Source organism: Pseudomonas sp. BW16M2 (genome assembly GCF_014268865.1).
Taxonomy (GTDB): domain Bacteria; phylum Pseudomonadota; class Gammaproteobacteria; order Pseudomonadales; family Pseudomonadaceae; genus Aquipseudomonas; species Aquipseudomonas peradeniyensis.
Window position 1 is genome coordinate 21,286 of the sequence record NZ_JABWRI010000035.1, and the last position, 15,847, is coordinate 37,132.

At 62.8% G+C, this 15,847-nt stretch carries 14 protein-coding genes; 2 read left to right on the top strand and 12 right to left on the bottom strand.

What is annotated here, in order from left to right:
- Positions 1–180: 180 nt before the first annotated feature.
- Together HU735_RS23325 and HU735_RS23330 are read right to left on the bottom strand one after the other, a co-directional pair.
- Complete coding sequence (locus HU735_RS23325; protein ID WP_186715669.1) at positions 181–1,806, bottom strand: methyl-accepting chemotaxis protein; 1,626 nt, start codon at positions 1,804–1,806, stop codon at positions 181–183.
- Positions 1,807–1,920: 114 nt separating this feature from the next.
- On the bottom strand, positions 1,921–2,928 hold the full coding sequence (locus HU735_RS23330; protein WP_186715670.1) for an amidohydrolase family protein: 1,008 nt from the start codon (positions 2,926–2,928) through the stop codon (positions 1,921–1,923).
- Between the two features lie 109 nt (positions 2,929–3,037).
- Here HU735_RS23330 and HU735_RS23335 point away from each other — a divergent pair, with 109 nt between their 5' ends.
- Complete coding sequence (locus HU735_RS23335) at positions 3,038–3,901, top strand: pirin family protein (RefSeq protein ID WP_186715671.1); 864 nt, start codon at positions 3,038–3,040, stop codon at positions 3,899–3,901.
- Positions 3,902–3,931: 30 nt separating this feature from the next.
- On the opposite strand, the gene HU735_RS23340 is transcribed toward HU735_RS23335, so the two are convergent.
- The 4 genes from HU735_RS23340 to HU735_RS23355 all read right to left on the bottom strand — a co-directional run bounded on the left by HU735_RS23340 (position 3,932) and on the right by HU735_RS23355 (position 7,744).
- Complete coding sequence (locus HU735_RS23340; protein WP_050706513.1) at positions 3,932–4,657, bottom strand: dienelactone hydrolase family protein; 726 nt, start codon at positions 4,655–4,657, stop codon at positions 3,932–3,934.
- Positions 4,658–4,810: 153 nt separating this feature from the next.
- Positions 4,811–6,718 (bottom strand): molecular chaperone HtpG, encoded by a 1,908-nt coding sequence (gene htpG / locus HU735_RS23345; RefSeq protein WP_186715672.1) that lies wholly within the window; start codon positions 6,716–6,718, stop codon positions 4,811–4,813.
- Positions 6,719–6,812: 94 nt separating this feature from the next.
- Positions 6,813–7,271 (bottom strand): PaaI family thioesterase, encoded by a 459-nt coding sequence (locus HU735_RS23350; RefSeq protein WP_050706515.1) that lies wholly within the window; start codon positions 7,269–7,271, stop codon positions 6,813–6,815.
- Positions 7,268–7,744, bottom strand: coding sequence for a PaaI family thioesterase (locus HU735_RS23355; protein ID WP_186715673.1), 477 nt, complete (start codon positions 7,742–7,744; stop codon positions 7,268–7,270). The genes HU735_RS23350 and HU735_RS23355 overlap by 4 nt, the downstream gene beginning before the upstream one ends.
- A 136-nt stretch (positions 7,745–7,880) precedes the next feature.
- Here HU735_RS23355 and HU735_RS23360 point away from each other — a divergent pair, with 136 nt between their 5' ends.
- Entirely contained in the window at positions 7,881–8,147 is a 267-nt protein-coding gene (locus HU735_RS23360) for a hypothetical protein (RefSeq protein WP_011534745.1), read from the top strand.
- A gap of 68 nt (positions 8,148–8,215) precedes the next feature.
- Here HU735_RS23360 and HU735_RS23365 read toward each other — a convergent pair whose 3' ends face one another.
- The 6 genes from HU735_RS23365 to odhB all read right to left on the bottom strand — a co-directional run bounded on the left by HU735_RS23365 (position 8,216) and on the right by odhB (position 15,832).
- On the bottom strand, positions 8,216–8,965 hold the full coding sequence (locus HU735_RS23365) for a DUF599 family protein (protein ID WP_186715675.1): 750 nt from the start codon (positions 8,963–8,965) through the stop codon (positions 8,216–8,218).
- 192 nt (positions 8,966–9,157) lie between these two features.
- The gene (gene brnQ / locus HU735_RS23370; protein ID WP_186715677.1) at positions 9,158–10,471 is read right to left on the bottom strand and encodes a branched-chain amino acid transport system II carrier protein; all 1,314 of its coding nucleotides are present in this window, start codon (positions 10,469–10,471) and stop codon (positions 9,158–9,160) included.
- A 385-nt stretch (positions 10,472–10,856) separates the two neighbouring features.
- Complete coding sequence (gene sucD, locus HU735_RS23375) at positions 10,857–11,741, bottom strand: succinate--CoA ligase subunit alpha (protein WP_004376004.1); 885 nt, start codon at positions 11,739–11,741, stop codon at positions 10,857–10,859.
- Positions 11,741–12,907, bottom strand: coding sequence for an ADP-forming succinate--CoA ligase subunit beta (gene sucC, locus HU735_RS23380; protein WP_003254205.1), 1,167 nt, complete (start codon positions 12,905–12,907; stop codon positions 11,741–11,743). The genes sucD and sucC overlap by 1 nt, the downstream gene beginning before the upstream one ends.
- A gap of 172 nt (positions 12,908–13,079) precedes the next feature.
- Entirely contained in the window at positions 13,080–14,516 is a 1,437-nt protein-coding gene (gene lpdA, locus HU735_RS23385; RefSeq protein WP_028690460.1) for a dihydrolipoyl dehydrogenase, read from the bottom strand.
- 92 nt (positions 14,517–14,608) lie between these two features.
- Complete coding sequence (odhB, locus tag HU735_RS23390; RefSeq protein ID WP_186715679.1) at positions 14,609–15,832, bottom strand: 2-oxoglutarate dehydrogenase complex dihydrolipoyllysine-residue succinyltransferase; 1,224 nt, start codon at positions 15,830–15,832, stop codon at positions 14,609–14,611.
- Between the last annotated feature and the right edge of the window lie 15 nt (positions 15,833–15,847).

The window sequence follows — 15,847 nt, forward strand, 5'->3', positions numbered from 1 at the left end:
GACCTTGGTCCGGGCGTTTTTGTTTGTGCTGCCGGACGAATCACATCCACCTGCAGGAGCGGCCTTGTGCCGCGAAAGGGGCGCGGAAGCGCCCCCGGTGATTCATCGGTGAGGCCAGTATCCTGGGGCCGCTTCGCGCCCCTTTCGCGGCACAAGGCCGCTCCTACACGGGCCAGGTCTCTAAACGGAAAACCGTTGCACCAGGGTATTCAGGTCCACCGCCAATCGCGACAGCGCCTGGCTTGCGGCGGACGTCTCTTCGGCCCCGGCCGAGGACTGGTGCGCCAGGTCGCGGATGGTGGTCAGGTTGCGATCCACCTCCCGCGCCACCTGGGCCTGCTGCTCCGAGGCACTGGCGATCACCAGGTTGCGCTCGTTGATCTGGCCGATGGCCGCTGCGATCGCTTCCAGCGCCTGGCCGGCGGCATGAGCGCCGTCCAAGGTCGAACGGGCCTGGGCGTCGCTGTGCTGCATACCCTGCACGGCCCGCTCGGCCCCACTGCGAATAGCCACGATCATCTGCTCGATTTCCTGGGTCGAGGACTGTGTACGATGGGCCAGCGCCCGCACCTCGTCGGCGACCACGGCGAACCCGCGCCCGGCCTCGCCGGCCCGCGCCGCCTCGATGGCGGCATTGAGCGCCAGCAGATTGGTCTGTTCGGCGATCGAGCCGATCACATCCAGCACCTTGCTGATGTCGTGCACCTGCTGGGCCAGATGCCCCACCTCTTCGGCGTTGCCCGCCACGCCATTGGCCAGCGCCTCGATGGCGGTGACCGTGGCCTGCACCTGCTCGCGCCCACGGCGGGCGATCTGGTCGGACTCGCGGGAAGCCTCCGAGGTGGCCACCGCATTGCTCGCCACCTCCTCCACCGCCGCCGTCATCTGGTTCACCGCGGTCGCGGCCTGCTCGATCTCCATGCTCTGCTGCTGCAGGCCACGGGTGGCGTCCTCGGTGACCGCGCTCAGTTCTTCGGACGCCGAGGCCAGCTGGCTGGCCGAGTCGGAAATCCGCCCGATGGTTTCGCGCAGGCTCTGCTGCATGCTCTTGAGCGCCGCCAGCAAGCGCGCCGGCTCATCGTCACCCTGCACGGTGATCTGCGGCGTGAGGTCGCCCGTGGCGACCGTCTCGGCGACCTTCAGCGACTGCCCGAGCGGTCGCACGATGCTGCGGGTCAGGGCCAGGGCGAGGACCACGGTGAGACTCAGGGCGATCACCAGCAGCACGCCGACCCACACCTTCGCGCCGTTGTACACGGCCTCGGCCAGGTCGGTGGCGGAGTTGGCCTGGTGGTTGTTCAGCTCGATCAGCTCGTTGAGCGTGGCGGTCATCTGGTCGGCCAACTGGTTCATCTCGCCGTTGACCAGCGCCGCCGCCGCCTGGACATGCCCATCGGTGGCCAGCTGCACCACCTGCCCCTGCAAGATCATGTACTGGCGCTCGAGGACCTGGTAGCGGTCGAACAAGGTCCGCTCCTCAGGCAGCACGATCAACCCATCGTAATGGTTCTGGGCCTTGCTCAGGCCGCCCTTGATCTCTTCGATGCGGGCACGGTTCTGCTGCTGGGCCGCCGGGTCGGTGTTGACCAGCAGGCGCAGGGTCAAGGCGCGGATGCGCAGCATGTCCTGGGTCATGCGGCCCACCGAGATCACGCTCGGCAACCAGTTGTTGTCGACCTGCTCGGACTGCTGGCGCATGCTGGTCATCTGCTGCAGCGCGAAGCCGCCCAGCGCCACCACCAGCAGCGCCATGATGCCGAAGCCCAGTCCCGCGCGCGGGGCGATATTCAAGCGTCTCAGGCTCATTTCCAGGATCCCTCCCAAAAGCATTGTTCCGTCGCTTAATGAAGGTATCGGGCCGCCTGGAAATTGCGTAAGACGAAAAGGCGATATCAAAAAGCTATCTACTGCTATAACGCGCTACTTCGCCGCTTTTGGCAGCAGATTGAGAAAATTTGTCCGACTCACCTGCTCCGCCACCGCTGCCGGCAAGGCATCGAGGAAGGGGTCGAAACCGTGCATCTGCTCACCCAGGCTGTCGAACCGTCCCACAAGATCGGAGCCGAGCACGAAGCGCTGCGGGAAGCGCTCGACCAATGCCACCCAGTCCTGGCGCGGTGCACCCTGCGGGTCGAGCAGGTAGGGCTCGAGGACGCTCCAGGACAGGTCGACATACAGGTTCGGGTAGTCCTCCAGCAGCCGGGTCAGCACCGGCAAAAGAAAATCCATCTGCTCCTGATGCCGGTGGATCTCCACGCTGCTGCCAGCATGCGCCCAGATGAAGCGGGTATGCGGGTGGTTGCGCAGCGGTTCCTCGATCTCGGCCAGGTACAGCGGGTTGCGTTCGCGCTTGGAGGTGATGTTCGAATGCAACAGCACCGGCAGGTCGCGCTCGGCAGCTAGGTGATAGATACGGGTCATGGCTTCATTGTTGGCCCGCGGCGTATCGCCGCTGGTCAGGGCGGTGAGGTCGTCATGGCGGGTGAATACTTCGCCGATGCCCTGCCACAACCCCGGATAGAGGTCGAGCATGCGCTCGATATGACTGACGGCGTTCTTGTCCACCGGATTGAAGCCGGTGAGGAACGGGTGGAAGCGACGGCGTTGCTCCGCTGTCAGCTTCTGCAACGCGGCGGCGACATACAGGTCGGTGGCGCTGTACCAGTAAGCGTCAGCGTCGTCCCCGGCGTAATAGCGCGGGCGCTTGGGCTCATCCTCATGCCACTTCTTGGCCACCGGGATGCCGGAGATCATCGACTGCTCCACCCCGGCCGCGTCCATGGCCTTGAGCAGCGCCGGCATGCCCTCGGTTTCCTGGAAGAAGTCCACGTAGTGCAGGTGCGCATCGCTGTAGCGGTAGTCGCGGGCCTGCGCGGCGTCGAACAGGCCTGTGCTCAGCAACAGGCAAGCCAGTGTGCGGGCGATCATCGAAGCCTCCTTTGCCGGTCCCGCAAGAGTAGACCGGACAGCGCCCGCGACGGTTCAGCCACGGACGGTGAAACGCTATGCTTGCAGGCATCCCTCAAGGAGTTTCGCCATGAGCAGTCCCCTGGTCATCCGCCCACGTGCCGAATCGGTCGAGGGCCAGCCGATCCTGCGCCCGCTGCCCTCGGCGCAGTGCCGCAGCGTCGGCCCTTTCGTGTTCTTCGACCATATGCTGGAAACCGACTACGCGCCGGGGCATGGCATGGACATTCGCCAGCATCCGCATATTGGCCTGTCCACCCTTACCTACCTGTTCGAAGGCGAGATTCAGCACAAGGACAGCCTGGGTTCGGACCAGCGCGTGCTGCCGGGGGATGTCAGTTGGATGACCGCCGGCGCAGGCGTGGCGCATGTCGAGCGCACGCCGGCAGAAGTGTTTCGCAAAGGCTCGCGCCTGCATGGACTGCAGGTATGGCTGGCTTCCCCGCAAAGCGCCGAACAAGGGCCGGCGAGCTACAGCCACCATCCAGCGGCCAGCCTCCCGCTCAGCGACAGCCTGGGCGTGCAGATCCGCATGATTGCCGGCAAAGGCTTCTGCCTGGAGTCCCCCGTGCCCGTGCTCTCCCCCACGCTCTATGCCCATGTGCGCATGCAGCCGGCCACCACACTGATCGTGCCAACGGAACATGCACAGCGCGCGCTGTATCTGCTCGAAGGCGAGCTGATGCTGGATGACGAGGAAGTCCAGCCATGCAGCCTGGTCGTGCTGCCTGAGGGCGAAGCCGTGAGCTTGTATGCCGAGGATGAGTGCCAGCTGGTGCTGATCGGCGGCGCGCCGCTGGATGGACCGCGGCGGATGAACTGGAATTTTGTGGCCAGTGATCCGGCATTGATAGAACAAGCCCGGGCGCGCTGGGCGGCTGGGGATTGGCCGACGGTGCCGGGGGAAACTTCGAGAATCGAGTTGCCTCGCTGAATTGGGGCCGCAAAGCGGCCCCCTGCGGTATCAGCGCTGGAACACTTCCTTGAGCAAGTTATGCATTGAGCGGAACGCCCGCTCGGACGTACGCCGGTCATACTGCATCTTGCCCGGCACATTGGCATTCGGGTCGGTGAACGAGTGCACCGCACCGCCGTAGCTGAGCAACTGCCAGTCGACTTTAGCGGCGTTCATCTCCTCCTCGAAGGCCGGTAGCTGCTCTTTGGGCACCAGCGGGTCAGAGGCGCCATGAAGGACCAACACCGAGCCTTTGATACGCTTGGCATCTTCGGGGTTCGGCGTATCCAGGGTGCCATGGAATGACACTGCCGCCTTCAGGTCAGCGCCGGTACGGGCCAGCTCCAGGGCGCAGCAGCCGCCGAAGCAGAAGCCGAAGGTGGCCACCTTGCCGGGCTCCAGCAAGGCCTTCGATTGCCCCACCAACTGCGCCAGCGCCTCCTGCATGCGCTTGCGCAGCTCGGCGCGATCGTTCTTCAGCGGCATCATCGCCGCGCCCGCCTCGTCGGCATTGGACGGACGTACCGACTGGCCGTACAGGTCGGCGATCAGCACCACATAGCCTTGCTCGGCCACTTCCTTGGCGATACGTTCGGCGCCCTCGCCGATACCCATCCAGTTCGGCGCCATCACCAGGCCCGGCTGCGGCAGCGCGCCCTGGGTGTAGACCAGACGGCTTTCGTAGGCTTTGCCTGACAGGTGATAGACAAGCGATTCGACGATGACCTTGCTCATTCAGCTCTCCTTGGGCTTCACGGGTCAGCACATGATAGATGTATTCGTGGGAGCGGGCTTGCCCCGCGAAGCAGGTATCGCGGGCCCGCTCCCACAAGTGAGTCCCCGCCAGAAACGAAAAAGCCCGCCGAAGCGGGCTTTGTCTGCGTCAGATCAAGCGGACAGCTCGACCAGCAGCTTGTTGAGGCGACGCACATAGGCCGCCGGGTCCTTCAGGCTGTCGCCGGCCGCCAGGGCCGCCTGGTCGAACAGGATGTGCGAAAGCTCGGCGAAGCGGTCTTCGCTCTGCTCGCCATCGAGCTTCTCGATCAGCGGGTGGGTCGGGTTGAACTCGAAGATCGGCTTGGACTCCGGCACCTTCTGCCCGCTGGCCTCGAGGATCTGGCGCATCTGCAGGCCCAGGTCCTGTTCGCCGATGGCCAGGATCGCCGGCGAGTCGGTCAGGCGGTGCGAGACACGCACTTCGGCCACGCTGTCACCCAGCGCGCCCTTCAGGCGCTCGACCAGGCCTTCCTTGTCCTTGGCGACTTCTTCCTGGGCCTTCTTGTCCTCTTCGGAGTCCAGCTTGCCCAGGTCCAGGTCGCCACGGGCGACGTCGACGAAGGCCTTGCCATCGAACTCGCTGAGGTAGCTCATCAGCCACTCGTCGATGCGGTCGGTCAGCAGCAGCACTTCGATGCCTTTCTTGCGGAAGACTTCCAGGTGCGGGCTGTTCTTGACCTGGGCGTAGGATTCGCCGGTCAGGAAGTAGATCTTGTCCTGGCCTTCCTTGGCGCGGGCCAGGTAGTCGGCCAGGGCGACGCTCTGCTCGCCGCTATCGTCATGGGTGGAGGCAAAGCGCAGCAGGCTTGCGATCTTCTCCTTGTTGGCGAAGTCCTCGGCCGGGCCTTCCTTCAGCACCTGGCCGAAGTTCTTCCAGAAGCCCTTGTATTGCTCGGGTTCGTTCTTCGCCAGCTTCTCCAGCATGTCCAGCACGCGCTTGGTCAGCGCGGTCTTCATCGAATCGATGATCGGATCCTTCTGCAGGATCTCGCGGGAAACGTTCAGCGACAGGTCGTTGGAGTCGACCACGCCCTTGATGAAGCGCAGGTACAGCGGCAGGAACGACTCGGCCTGGTCCATGATGAACACGCGCTGCACGTACAGCTTCAGGCCGCGTGGCGCTTCGCGCTGGTACAGGTCGAACGGCGCGCGGGCCGGCACGTACAGCAGCGAGTTGTATTCGAGCTTGCCTTCGACCTTGTTGTGGCTCCAGGCCAGCGGGTTCTCGAAGTCATGACCGATGTGCTTGTAGAACTCCTGGTATTCCTCGTCCTTGACCTCGGTACGCGAACGGGTCCACAGGGCGCTGGCACGGTTGACGGTTTCCCACTCCTGCGTCGGCTGCTCTTCACCTTCAGCGGCCGCAGCTTGTTCTTTCGGCAGCTCGATCGGCAAGGCGATGTGATCGGAGTATTTCTTGATGATGTTGCGCAGACGCCAGCCATCGGCGAACTCGTCCTCGCCCTTCTTCAGGTGCAGGACAATACGGGTGCCGCGCTCTGGCTTGTCGACCGTGGCAACTTCGAAGTCGCCCTCGCCCTTGGACGACCAGTGCACGCCTTCGGCGGACGGCAGCCCGGCACGACGGCTGAACACATCGACCTTGTCGGCGACGATGAATGCGGAGTAGAAGCCCACGCCGAACTGACCGATCAGGTGCGAGTCCTTCTTCTGGTCACCGGTGAGATTCTTCATGAAGTCGGCGGTGCCGGACTTGGCAATGGTGCCCAGGTGGGCGATGACGTCTTCGCGGCTCATGCCGATACCGTTGTCCTCGAGGGTCACGGTATTGGCGGCCTTGTCGAAGCTCACGCGGATCTTCAGTTCGGCGCCACCTTCAAGCAGCTCGGGCTTGGCCAGGGCCTCGAAACGCAGCTTGTCGACGGCGTCGGAGGCGTTGGAGACCAGCTCGCGCAGGAAGATTTCCTTGTTCGAATACAGGGAATGGATCATGAGGTGCAGCAGCTGCTTTACCTCGGTCTGGAAGCCCAGGGTTTCTTTTTGAGTCTCCACACTCATGGTCTTCAAAACTCCAATCTGTTGGTTGTTGGCGCCTGGCGGCCGTCTGGCCTGCTTTTGATGGCGGATGTCCAACAGATGGGGGCAGCCCTGACTATTTCAAGGGCTTTTCCGGTTCGATCTTGAAATGCGCGCGCGCCGTGGCGATCGGCGTGTCGCGATCACCCTGCCAGGCGGTGATGGCGACGTTGGTCACCCGCCGCCCCTGGCGCCACAGCTGACACTGGGCATAAGTGTCGCGAAAATGCCCGGCGCGCAGGTAGTCGATGGAGAAATCGATGATCTTCGGAATACTCGCGCTCTCGCTGTAGATCAGCAGGTAGAGCGCCGCGGACAGCTCCATGAAGCCGGCGATGACGCCGCCATGGATCGCCGGCAGCAGCGGATTGCCGATGTTGTCGGGGTTGGCCGGCAGACGGAACAGCAGGTCGTCGCCCTGGCGCTCGCATTCGATGCCGATCAGCCCGGCATACGGGATCAACGCCAGCAGGGGCTGGTAGTCGCCCCGCGCATGGGCCTGGTTCAACTGTTGACGGATATCGGCGGGAATCACGCGCGGCCCTCCTTGAGGCTGTTGCCGAAGCGGATGCCGCCCTTGACGTCCTGCCCCAGGCGCATGAAGGTGCCGACCACCTGGCAGATCGGCTGCTCAGGGTCGTCCTGGTAGGCGGTGCCGCGGGTGAAGATGACATCGCGGGTCACCCGGTAGCACTGGGCATGGCCGAAGATATCCTTGCCGGCCTCGGCCGGGTGCATGTAGTCGATGCGCAGGTCCAGGGTCGGGCACACCTCGAATCGCGGCAGCGCGCAGAGCGTGGCCATGCCGCAGGTGGTGTCCATCAGCGTGGTCAGCACGCCGCCGTGCACCGCGCCGTTCTGCGGATTGCCGACAATGGCCGGTGACCAGGGCAGCACCAGCGTCATGCCGTCGGCGTCGGCGTGGTGCACGCGCATCTGCAATACCTGGCAATGTTTCAGCGCCGAGAGAAAACGCTCGGCCATCGCCATCAATGGCGTCTCGTTCATTGTCCCTCGCTTCATAAAATGGATAAAAAGTCCATATAGGTCGGGCAGTTATATATCTGTAACCTTTGTGGAACTTCTTCGTACCCGGCGAACTCGAAGGTACAAGTAAAGTTATTCCACCCAGGAGAAACACCCCATGCGTAAACCTTTTGCTTTTGCTCTGATGCTGGCCGCTGCCATGGGCCTGGCTGCTTGCGATAAAGCGAGCGAAGACAAAGCCCAGGACGCACAGCAACACGCCGAGCAAGCCCAGGAGAAGATGGGCGAAGCTCAGGATAAGATGAACGAAGCCGCCAAGGAAAACGCCGAAGCCGCCAAAGATCAGGCCGAAGCGCAGCAGAAGGCCGCCGAGGAAGCTGCTCCGGCCGCGCCAACTGCCCCAGCCGAGCCGGCCAAGCAGTAATCGACCCGAACGAAAAAACCCGACTTGCGTCGGGTTTTTTTATGCCTGCCACTTTTGATTGAAACGTTTCAGTTGGTCGCCCCCGAAGTGTCCCTGGGCAACTCGGTGGGGACGTTTTCCGTTGGCGTGAACACCATGACTTCCAGCACATGGGAATGGAATTCACGGCGATAAAGGATAAATACCACGGCCACGCTCATGACCATGAACAACCAGGGGCTGATGAACCAGCACAACATGACCATGCCGAAGTAATAGGAGCGCAGCCCAAGGTTGAACTGGTTGGCCGCCAACGACAGCACCCGCGCCGCTCGCGAGGCAAATGCCCTGCGCTCCTGCTCACTGACCTGACGTTCGCCGATCATCGGTGCCGACCCTACCAGCACCGCAGCGAAGTTGTATTGGCGCATGCACCAGCTGAAGGTGAAGAAGGCGTAGACAAACACCATCGCCAGGCATAGCAGCTTGATCTCCGACATACCCTGGGAAGCCTGCTGTACCAACGGCAAGTCGGCCAGCAGCGACAAGGCGCGGTCGGACGCACCGAGCACGGTGAGAATGCCGGCCAGGATGATCAGCGTGCTGGACGCGAAGAACGAGGCATTGCGCTCGAGGTTGCCGATTACGCTGGCATCGGCGATGCGGTTGTCGCGCAGCAGCATGCGCCGCATCCAGTCCTCGCGGTACAGGTGCAGCACGCTGGCCAGGCAAGCCGTGTCGCGCCCCTTCCAGATGGCGTAGCGGGTGTAGCCACCCCAGCAGATGGCGAACCATAGCGCGGCCAGCAGGTTGCCCAGGTTGTTTTGGATGAAGGTCATGCAGTTATCCCGCAAAAGAGAAACAGACCGGTTTTCGACGCCCGGGCTCATTAAAAGACACGCCATCCAGTACAAATCGCGGGACAGACAACAAAAAACCCCGCTCCTCAAGGGAAGCGGGGTTTCGATATCCACCGTGGCTGGGCGCCCTTCGGCTTGTGGCCGGCACCCTGCCCTTCAGGTTTCAATCCATCAGGCCAGCGCCTCGCGCGGCTTGCCCAGCATGCGGTCGAAGACCACGGCGGCGGCCAGGGTAACCACCGAAGGCACCAGCCAGGCCATGCCTTCGTTGCTGAACGGCAGGTGAGCCAGGGCGTCAGGCAGTACGTGGGCAAAGCTGCTGCCCTTGATCGCGTCGACAACACCGAACACCAGCGACACCAGCATGACCGGGGCCAGGATACGGGTCGGCGAATTCCACAGGTCCTTCACGAAGCTCAGGCCCACGACCACGATGCACGGCGGGTAGATCGCCGTCAGCACGGGAATCGAGAACATGATCAGCTTGGTCAGGCCCAGGTTGGAGATCACCAGCGAGAAGCCGGCCAGGATCACCACCAGGGTGCGGTACGACAGCGGCAGGATCTGGCTGAAGTACTCGGCGCAGGCGCAGGTCAGGCCAACGGCGGTCACCAGGCAGGCCAAGGCGATCAGCACGGCGAGGAAGCCGCTGCCCAGGGAACCGAAGGTGTGCTGCACATAGGCATGCAGGACCATCGCGCCGTTGGTGGCATCGGCGGCGATGTCATGGCTGCCCGCGCCGAGGTGGAACAGGCTGACATACACCAGCACCAGGCCGACACCGGCAATCAGGCCGGCGATGATGGCATAGCGGGTGATCAGCTTCGGCGACTCGACGCCACGCGAGCGGATGGCGTTGACGATGACGATACCGAAGACCAGGGCACCCAGGGTGTCCATGGTCAGGTAGCCATCGGAGAAGCCTTTGGAGAACGCGGCGGCGGCGTAGGCAGGCTGGGCCTCGCCAATGGTGCCGGCAGGCAGGGCGAAGGCGGCGATGCCCAGCACCGCCAGGGCGATGATCTTCAATGGCGCGAGGAAACGGCCCACGGTGTCGAGCAGCTTGCCTGGGTACATGGATACGGCCAGGACCACGGCGAAGTACACGATGCTGTAGATGAGCAGCGCGGTCGGGCTCTCGCCGGTCAGCGGCGCAACGCCCACTTCGAACGACACGGTGGCGGTTCGCGGGGTGGCGAACAGCGGGCCGACCGAGAGGTAGCACACAGCCGCCAGCAGGCCACCGAAGAACTTGCCGATCGGGCTGCTCAGGGCGTCCATGCCGCCACCGACCTTGGCCAGGGCGACCACGGTGATGACCGGCAGGCCCACGGCGGTGACCAGGAAGCCGAGTGCGGCCATCCACACGTGCGGACCGGACTGCAGGCCGACGATGGGCGGGAAGATGATGTTGCCGGCGCCTACGAAAAGCGCGAACGTCATAAAGCCAAGCGCCAGGATATCCTGGCCTTTTAACACTTTCATTTAAGGAAATACCACACTGCTGAAATCGGGAGTCGGAGGGGATTTCCCATAGGATGAAGGGAAATGCTGCCCGGCTTGGTGAGCCAGACCCGTTTAGCGTGTCGTTCCCTTTTGGGGTACGGGCACAGAGTGAACGCGTAGCCTACCTGTTTTGCCCGACAAACGCACTGGCACAGTGCTGCTTGTCCGATGTGCGTATGTGTTTGTCGTCTGGTTGAACGTGTCAGGCGACAATTTATTGCTCATTTGGCTAGATGTCTGGTTGAAAATCCTGATTGAGGTGATCGAATTTCCCCAGGTGTGGGAGCGGCCGCTGATCGCCAGGAAAAACGACAAAGGCCACCCGAAGGTGGCCTTTGTGCGCGTGGGGGGTACTACGTGTTACTTACTTCTTGACTTCCCAGCCAGTCAGCTCGGCCAGGGCCTTGCCGATATCAGCCAGGGAACGCACGGTTTTCACACCAGCGTCCTGCAGGGCGGCGAACTTCTCGTCCGCAGTACCCTTGCCACCGGAGATGATGGCGCCAGCGTGGCCCATGCGCTTGCCCGCAGGTGCGGTAACACCGGCGATGTAGGAAACGACAGGCTTGGTCACGTTGGCCTTGATGTAGGCCGCGGCTTCTTCTTCAGCGGAACCGCCGATCTCACCAATCATGACGATCGCTTCGGTCTTCGGGTCTTCCTGGAACAGCTTCAGGATGTCGATGAAGTTGGAGCCCGGGATCGGGTCACCGCCGATGCCGACGCAGGTCGACTGGCCGAAGCCGGCGTCGGTGGTCTGCTTCACAGCTTCGTAGGTCAGGGTGCCGGAACGCGAAACGATACCGACCTTGCCTGGCAGGTGGATGTGACCCGGCATGATGCCGATCTTGCACTCGCCCGGAGTGATCACGCCTGGGCAGTTCGGGCCGATCAGGGTCACGCCCAGCTCGTCGCACTTGACCTTGGCGTCCAGCATGTCGAGGGTAGGAATACCCTCGGTGATGCAGACGATCAGCTTGATGCCACCGAAGGCGGCTTCCAGGATCGAGTCCTTGCAGAAAGGAGCCGGTACGTAGATGACCGACGCGTCAGCGCCGGTGGCTTCTACGGCTTCTTTCACGGTGTTGAACACCGGCAGGCCCAGGTGGGTGGTGCCACCCTTGCCTGGGGTGACGCCGCCGACCATCTTGGTGCCGTAGGCGATGGCTTGTTCGGAGTGGAAAGTACCCTGCGAGCCGGTGAAGCCCTGGCAGATGACTTTGGTGTCTTTATTGATCAGGACGCTCATTACTTGCCCTCCGCAGCTTTGACAACTTGTTGAGCAGCGTCGGTCAGGCTGGTTGCCGCAATGATGTTCAAACCGCTTTCTGCCAGTACTTTAGCGCCCAGTTCGGCGTTGTTGCCTTCGAGGCGAACGACAACCGGAACTTTGACGCCGACTTCTTTCACAGCGCCGATGATGCCTTCGGCAATCATGTCGCAGCGAACGATGCCGCCGAAGATGTTGACCAGGACGGCCGCGACATTGCTGTCGGACAGAATGATCTTGAACGCTTCGGTAACGCGCTCTTTGGTAGCGCCGCCGCCCACGTCGAGGAAGTTGGCTGGCTTGCCGCCGTGCAGGTTGACGATGTCCATGGTACCCATGGCCAGGCCGGCACCGTTGACCATGCAGCCGATGTTGCCTTCGAGGGCGACGTAGTTCAGTTCGAACTTGGCGGCGTGGGCTTCACGGGCGTCGTCCTGCGACGGGTCGTGGAAGGTCTTCAGCTTCGGCTGACGGTACATGGCGTTGGCGTCGATGTTGATCTTGGCATCGAGGCAGTGCAGATCGCCGTCGGCCTTGATCACCAGCGGGTTCACTTCCAGCAGGGCCAGATCGTGATCCTTGAACAGCTTGGCCAGGCCTACGAAGATCTTGGCGAACTGTTGAACCTGCTTGCCTTCCAGACCCAGCTGGAACGCCAGTTCACGACCCTGGAACGGCTGAGCGCCGACCAGCGGATCGATGGTGGCCTTGAGGATCTTCTCAGGAGTTTCGTGAGCGACTTTCTCGATGTCCACGCCACCTTCGGTGGAGGCCATGAACACGATGCGACGGCTCGAACGATCGACTACAGCGCCCAGGTACAGCTCTTTGGCGATGTCAGTGCAGGATTCGACCAGGATCTTGGAAACTGGCTGACCGTTGGCGTCGGTCTGGTAGGTGACCAGGTTCTTGCCCAGCCACTGAGCAGCGAACGCCTTGGCGTCTTCCTTGCTGCGAACCAGCTTGACGCCGCCCGCCTTGCCGCGACCACCGGCGTGGACCTGGGCTTTGACGACCCACTCGTTCCCGCCGATCTTGTCGCAGGCTTCTGCAGCTTGCTCAGGGGTATCGACAGCGAAACCCTTGGAAACTGGCAGGCCGTACTCAGCGAACAGCTGCTTACCCTGATACTCGTGAAGATTCATGCTTTTTACCGTCTTCGTTAGGTACTGCGCTTCGGCGCTGCGCCATTACTGGCGCCGCACCACCTGTGACCGTTGACCCCGGGTTTTCCCGTGTGATCCGGTCCGGCGGACGTTCCGCGGTGAGTCTTGCACGCAAGACCCACGACGGGCAGCCCGCCGTGGTTTCTTATAATTAACGCTTCTTACGGTTGGCGACGTGAATGGCACCGCCATTCACCGCCAGCGCTGCTTCATGCAACGCTTCGGACAGGGTCGGATGGCTGAAGACCATCATGCCCAGGTCCTCGGCACTGGTGCCGAATTCCATTGCGATCGCGCCTTGCTGAACCAGCTCGGCAGCCGATGGACCGATCACGTGAACGCCCAGTACGCGGTCGGTCTTGGCATCGGCGATGACCTTGACGAAACCACCGGTGTCGTTGGCCGCCATCGCACGGCCGCTGGCCGCGAACGGGAAGGTGCCCACGTTAACCTCAACGCCTTCGGCTTTCAACGCCTGTTCGGTCTTGCCGACCCACGCGATTTCCGGGTGGGTGTAGATGACCGACGGGATCAGGTCGTAGTTCATCTGGGCTTTGTGGCCCTTGATGCGCTCGACGACCATGATGCCCTCTTCCGAGGCCTTGTGCGCCAGCATCATGCCGCGTACCACGTCACCGATGGCGTAGACGCCCGGAACGCTGGTGGCGCAGTGATCGTCGACGAAGATGTAGCCACGCTCGTCGATGGTCACGCCGCTGTCGGCAGCCAGCAGATCAGTGGTCACCGGACGACGGCCGACCGCGACGATCAGCTTGTCGAAGGTGATCTTCTGCTCGCCTTCGGCGTTGGTGTAGGTGACTTCGACTTCGTTGCCGTTGACTTTCGAGCCGGTGACGCGAGCACCCAGCTTGATGTCCAGGCCTTGCTTGGTCAGGGTCTTCTGGGCTTCTTTCGACACGGCGGTGTCGGCAGCCATCAGGAAGGTGTCCAGGGCTTCCAGGACGGTGACTTCGGCACCCAGGCGAGCCCATACCGAGCCCAGCTCCAGGCCGATGACGCCGGCACCGATGACGCCCAGGCGCTTCGGTACGCTCTGGAATTCCAGGGCGCCGGTGGAGTCGACGATGACGTTCTGGTCGACCGGGGCCGGCGGAATGTCGATCGGACGCGAACCCGAAGCCAGGATCACGTTCTCGGCTTCGATGACTTCGGTGGTGCCGTCAGCCTTGGTGACTTCGACTTTCTTGCCGGCCAGCAGCTTGCCGTGGCCCTGGATCGAAGTGACGCCGTTGGCCTTGAACAGGGTGGCGACGCCACCGGTCAGGTTCTTGACGATACCGGCCTTGCGGCCAACCATCGCGGCAACGTCCATCTTCACTTCGCCAGTGGAGATACCGTGCACGTTGAAGCTCTCTTTGGCTTCCTTGTACTTCCAGGAGCTGTCCAGCAGCGCCTTGGACGGAATGCAACCCACGTTCAGGCAGGTGCCGCCCAGGGCCAGCTTGCCCTCGGCGTCGGTGTATTTCTCGATACAGGCAGTCTTCAGACCGAGTTGGGCAGCCTTGATGGCGGCAACATAGCCGCCAGGACCTGCACCAATCACCACTACGTCGAATTTCTGGGTCATAAAAGATTCCTTATCAGCTACAAGCTACAGGCCGCGTACCGCACGGCCCCGCCTCTTGCGAAGAGCGGGGCCGGCGGCGCGCAGCTAGTTGATTAGATGTCCAGCAGCAGGCGAGACGGATCTTCCAGCAGGTTCTTGATGGTCACCAGGAAGGTTACCGCTTCCTTGCCGTCGATCAGGCGGTGGTCGTAGGACAGCGCCAGGTACATCATCGGGCGGATCACCACTTGGCCATTGATGGCCATCGGGCGCTGGATGATGTTGTGCATACCCAGGATCGCGGCCTGCGGCGGGTTGACGATCGGGGTCGACATCATCGAGCCGAAGGTACCACCGTTGGTGATGGTGAAGGTACCGCCAGTCATCTCTTCGATCGACAGTTTGCCGTCACGGGCTTTCTTGCCGAAGGTGGCGATGCCGTTCTCGATCTCGGCCAGCGACATCGATTCGGCGTTGCGCAGCACCGGTACCACCAGGCCACGGTCGCTGGAGACGGCGACGCCGACGTCAGCAAAGCCGTGGTAGACGATGTCGTTGCCGTCGATCGAGGCGTTGACCGCCGGGAAGCGCTTCAGCGCCTCGGTGGCAGCCTTGACGAAGAACGACATGAAGCCCAGGCGCACGCCGTTGTGGGTCTTCTCGAACAGGTCCTTGTACTTCGAACGCAGGGCCATGACTTCGGTCATGTCGACTTCGTTGAAGGTGGTCAGCATGGCCATGTTCGACTGGGCTTCGACCAGACGCTCGGCGATCTTGGCGCGCAGGCGGGTCATCGGCACGCGCTTCTCGGTGCGGTCGCCAGCGGCGACGATGACCGGGGCAGCGGCAGCAGCGGCCGGCTTGGCAGCCGGTGCAGCGGCAGGGGCCGACTTCTTGTTGGCGACGGCGGCGACGACGTCTTCCTTGGTGATGCGACCACCCTTGCCGGTGCCGGCAACGGTAGCCAGGTCGATGCCGTTCTCTTCAGCCAGCTTGCGCGCGGCTGGAGCGGCAACCGGGTCGTCTTCGCCAGCGTCGGCGGCAGCGGCGGCCGGCGCAGCAGCGGCAGGCGCGGCAGCCGGAGCTGCGGCGGCGGCGCCACCTTCAACGATCGAGCCCAGGACTTCGTCGGACAGGACGGTGTCGCCCTCGCCCTTGACGATGGCGCCCAGCACGCCGTCGGCGGTGGCCAGGACTTCCAGGACGACCTTGTCGGTCTCGATGTCGACGATCAGCTCGTCACGCTTGACGGCGTCGCCCGGCTGCTTGTGCCAGGTGGCAACGGTGCCATCGGCAACCGATTCCGGGAAGGTTGGGGCTTTGATCTCGATAGCCATTATCTGTGTTTCCTT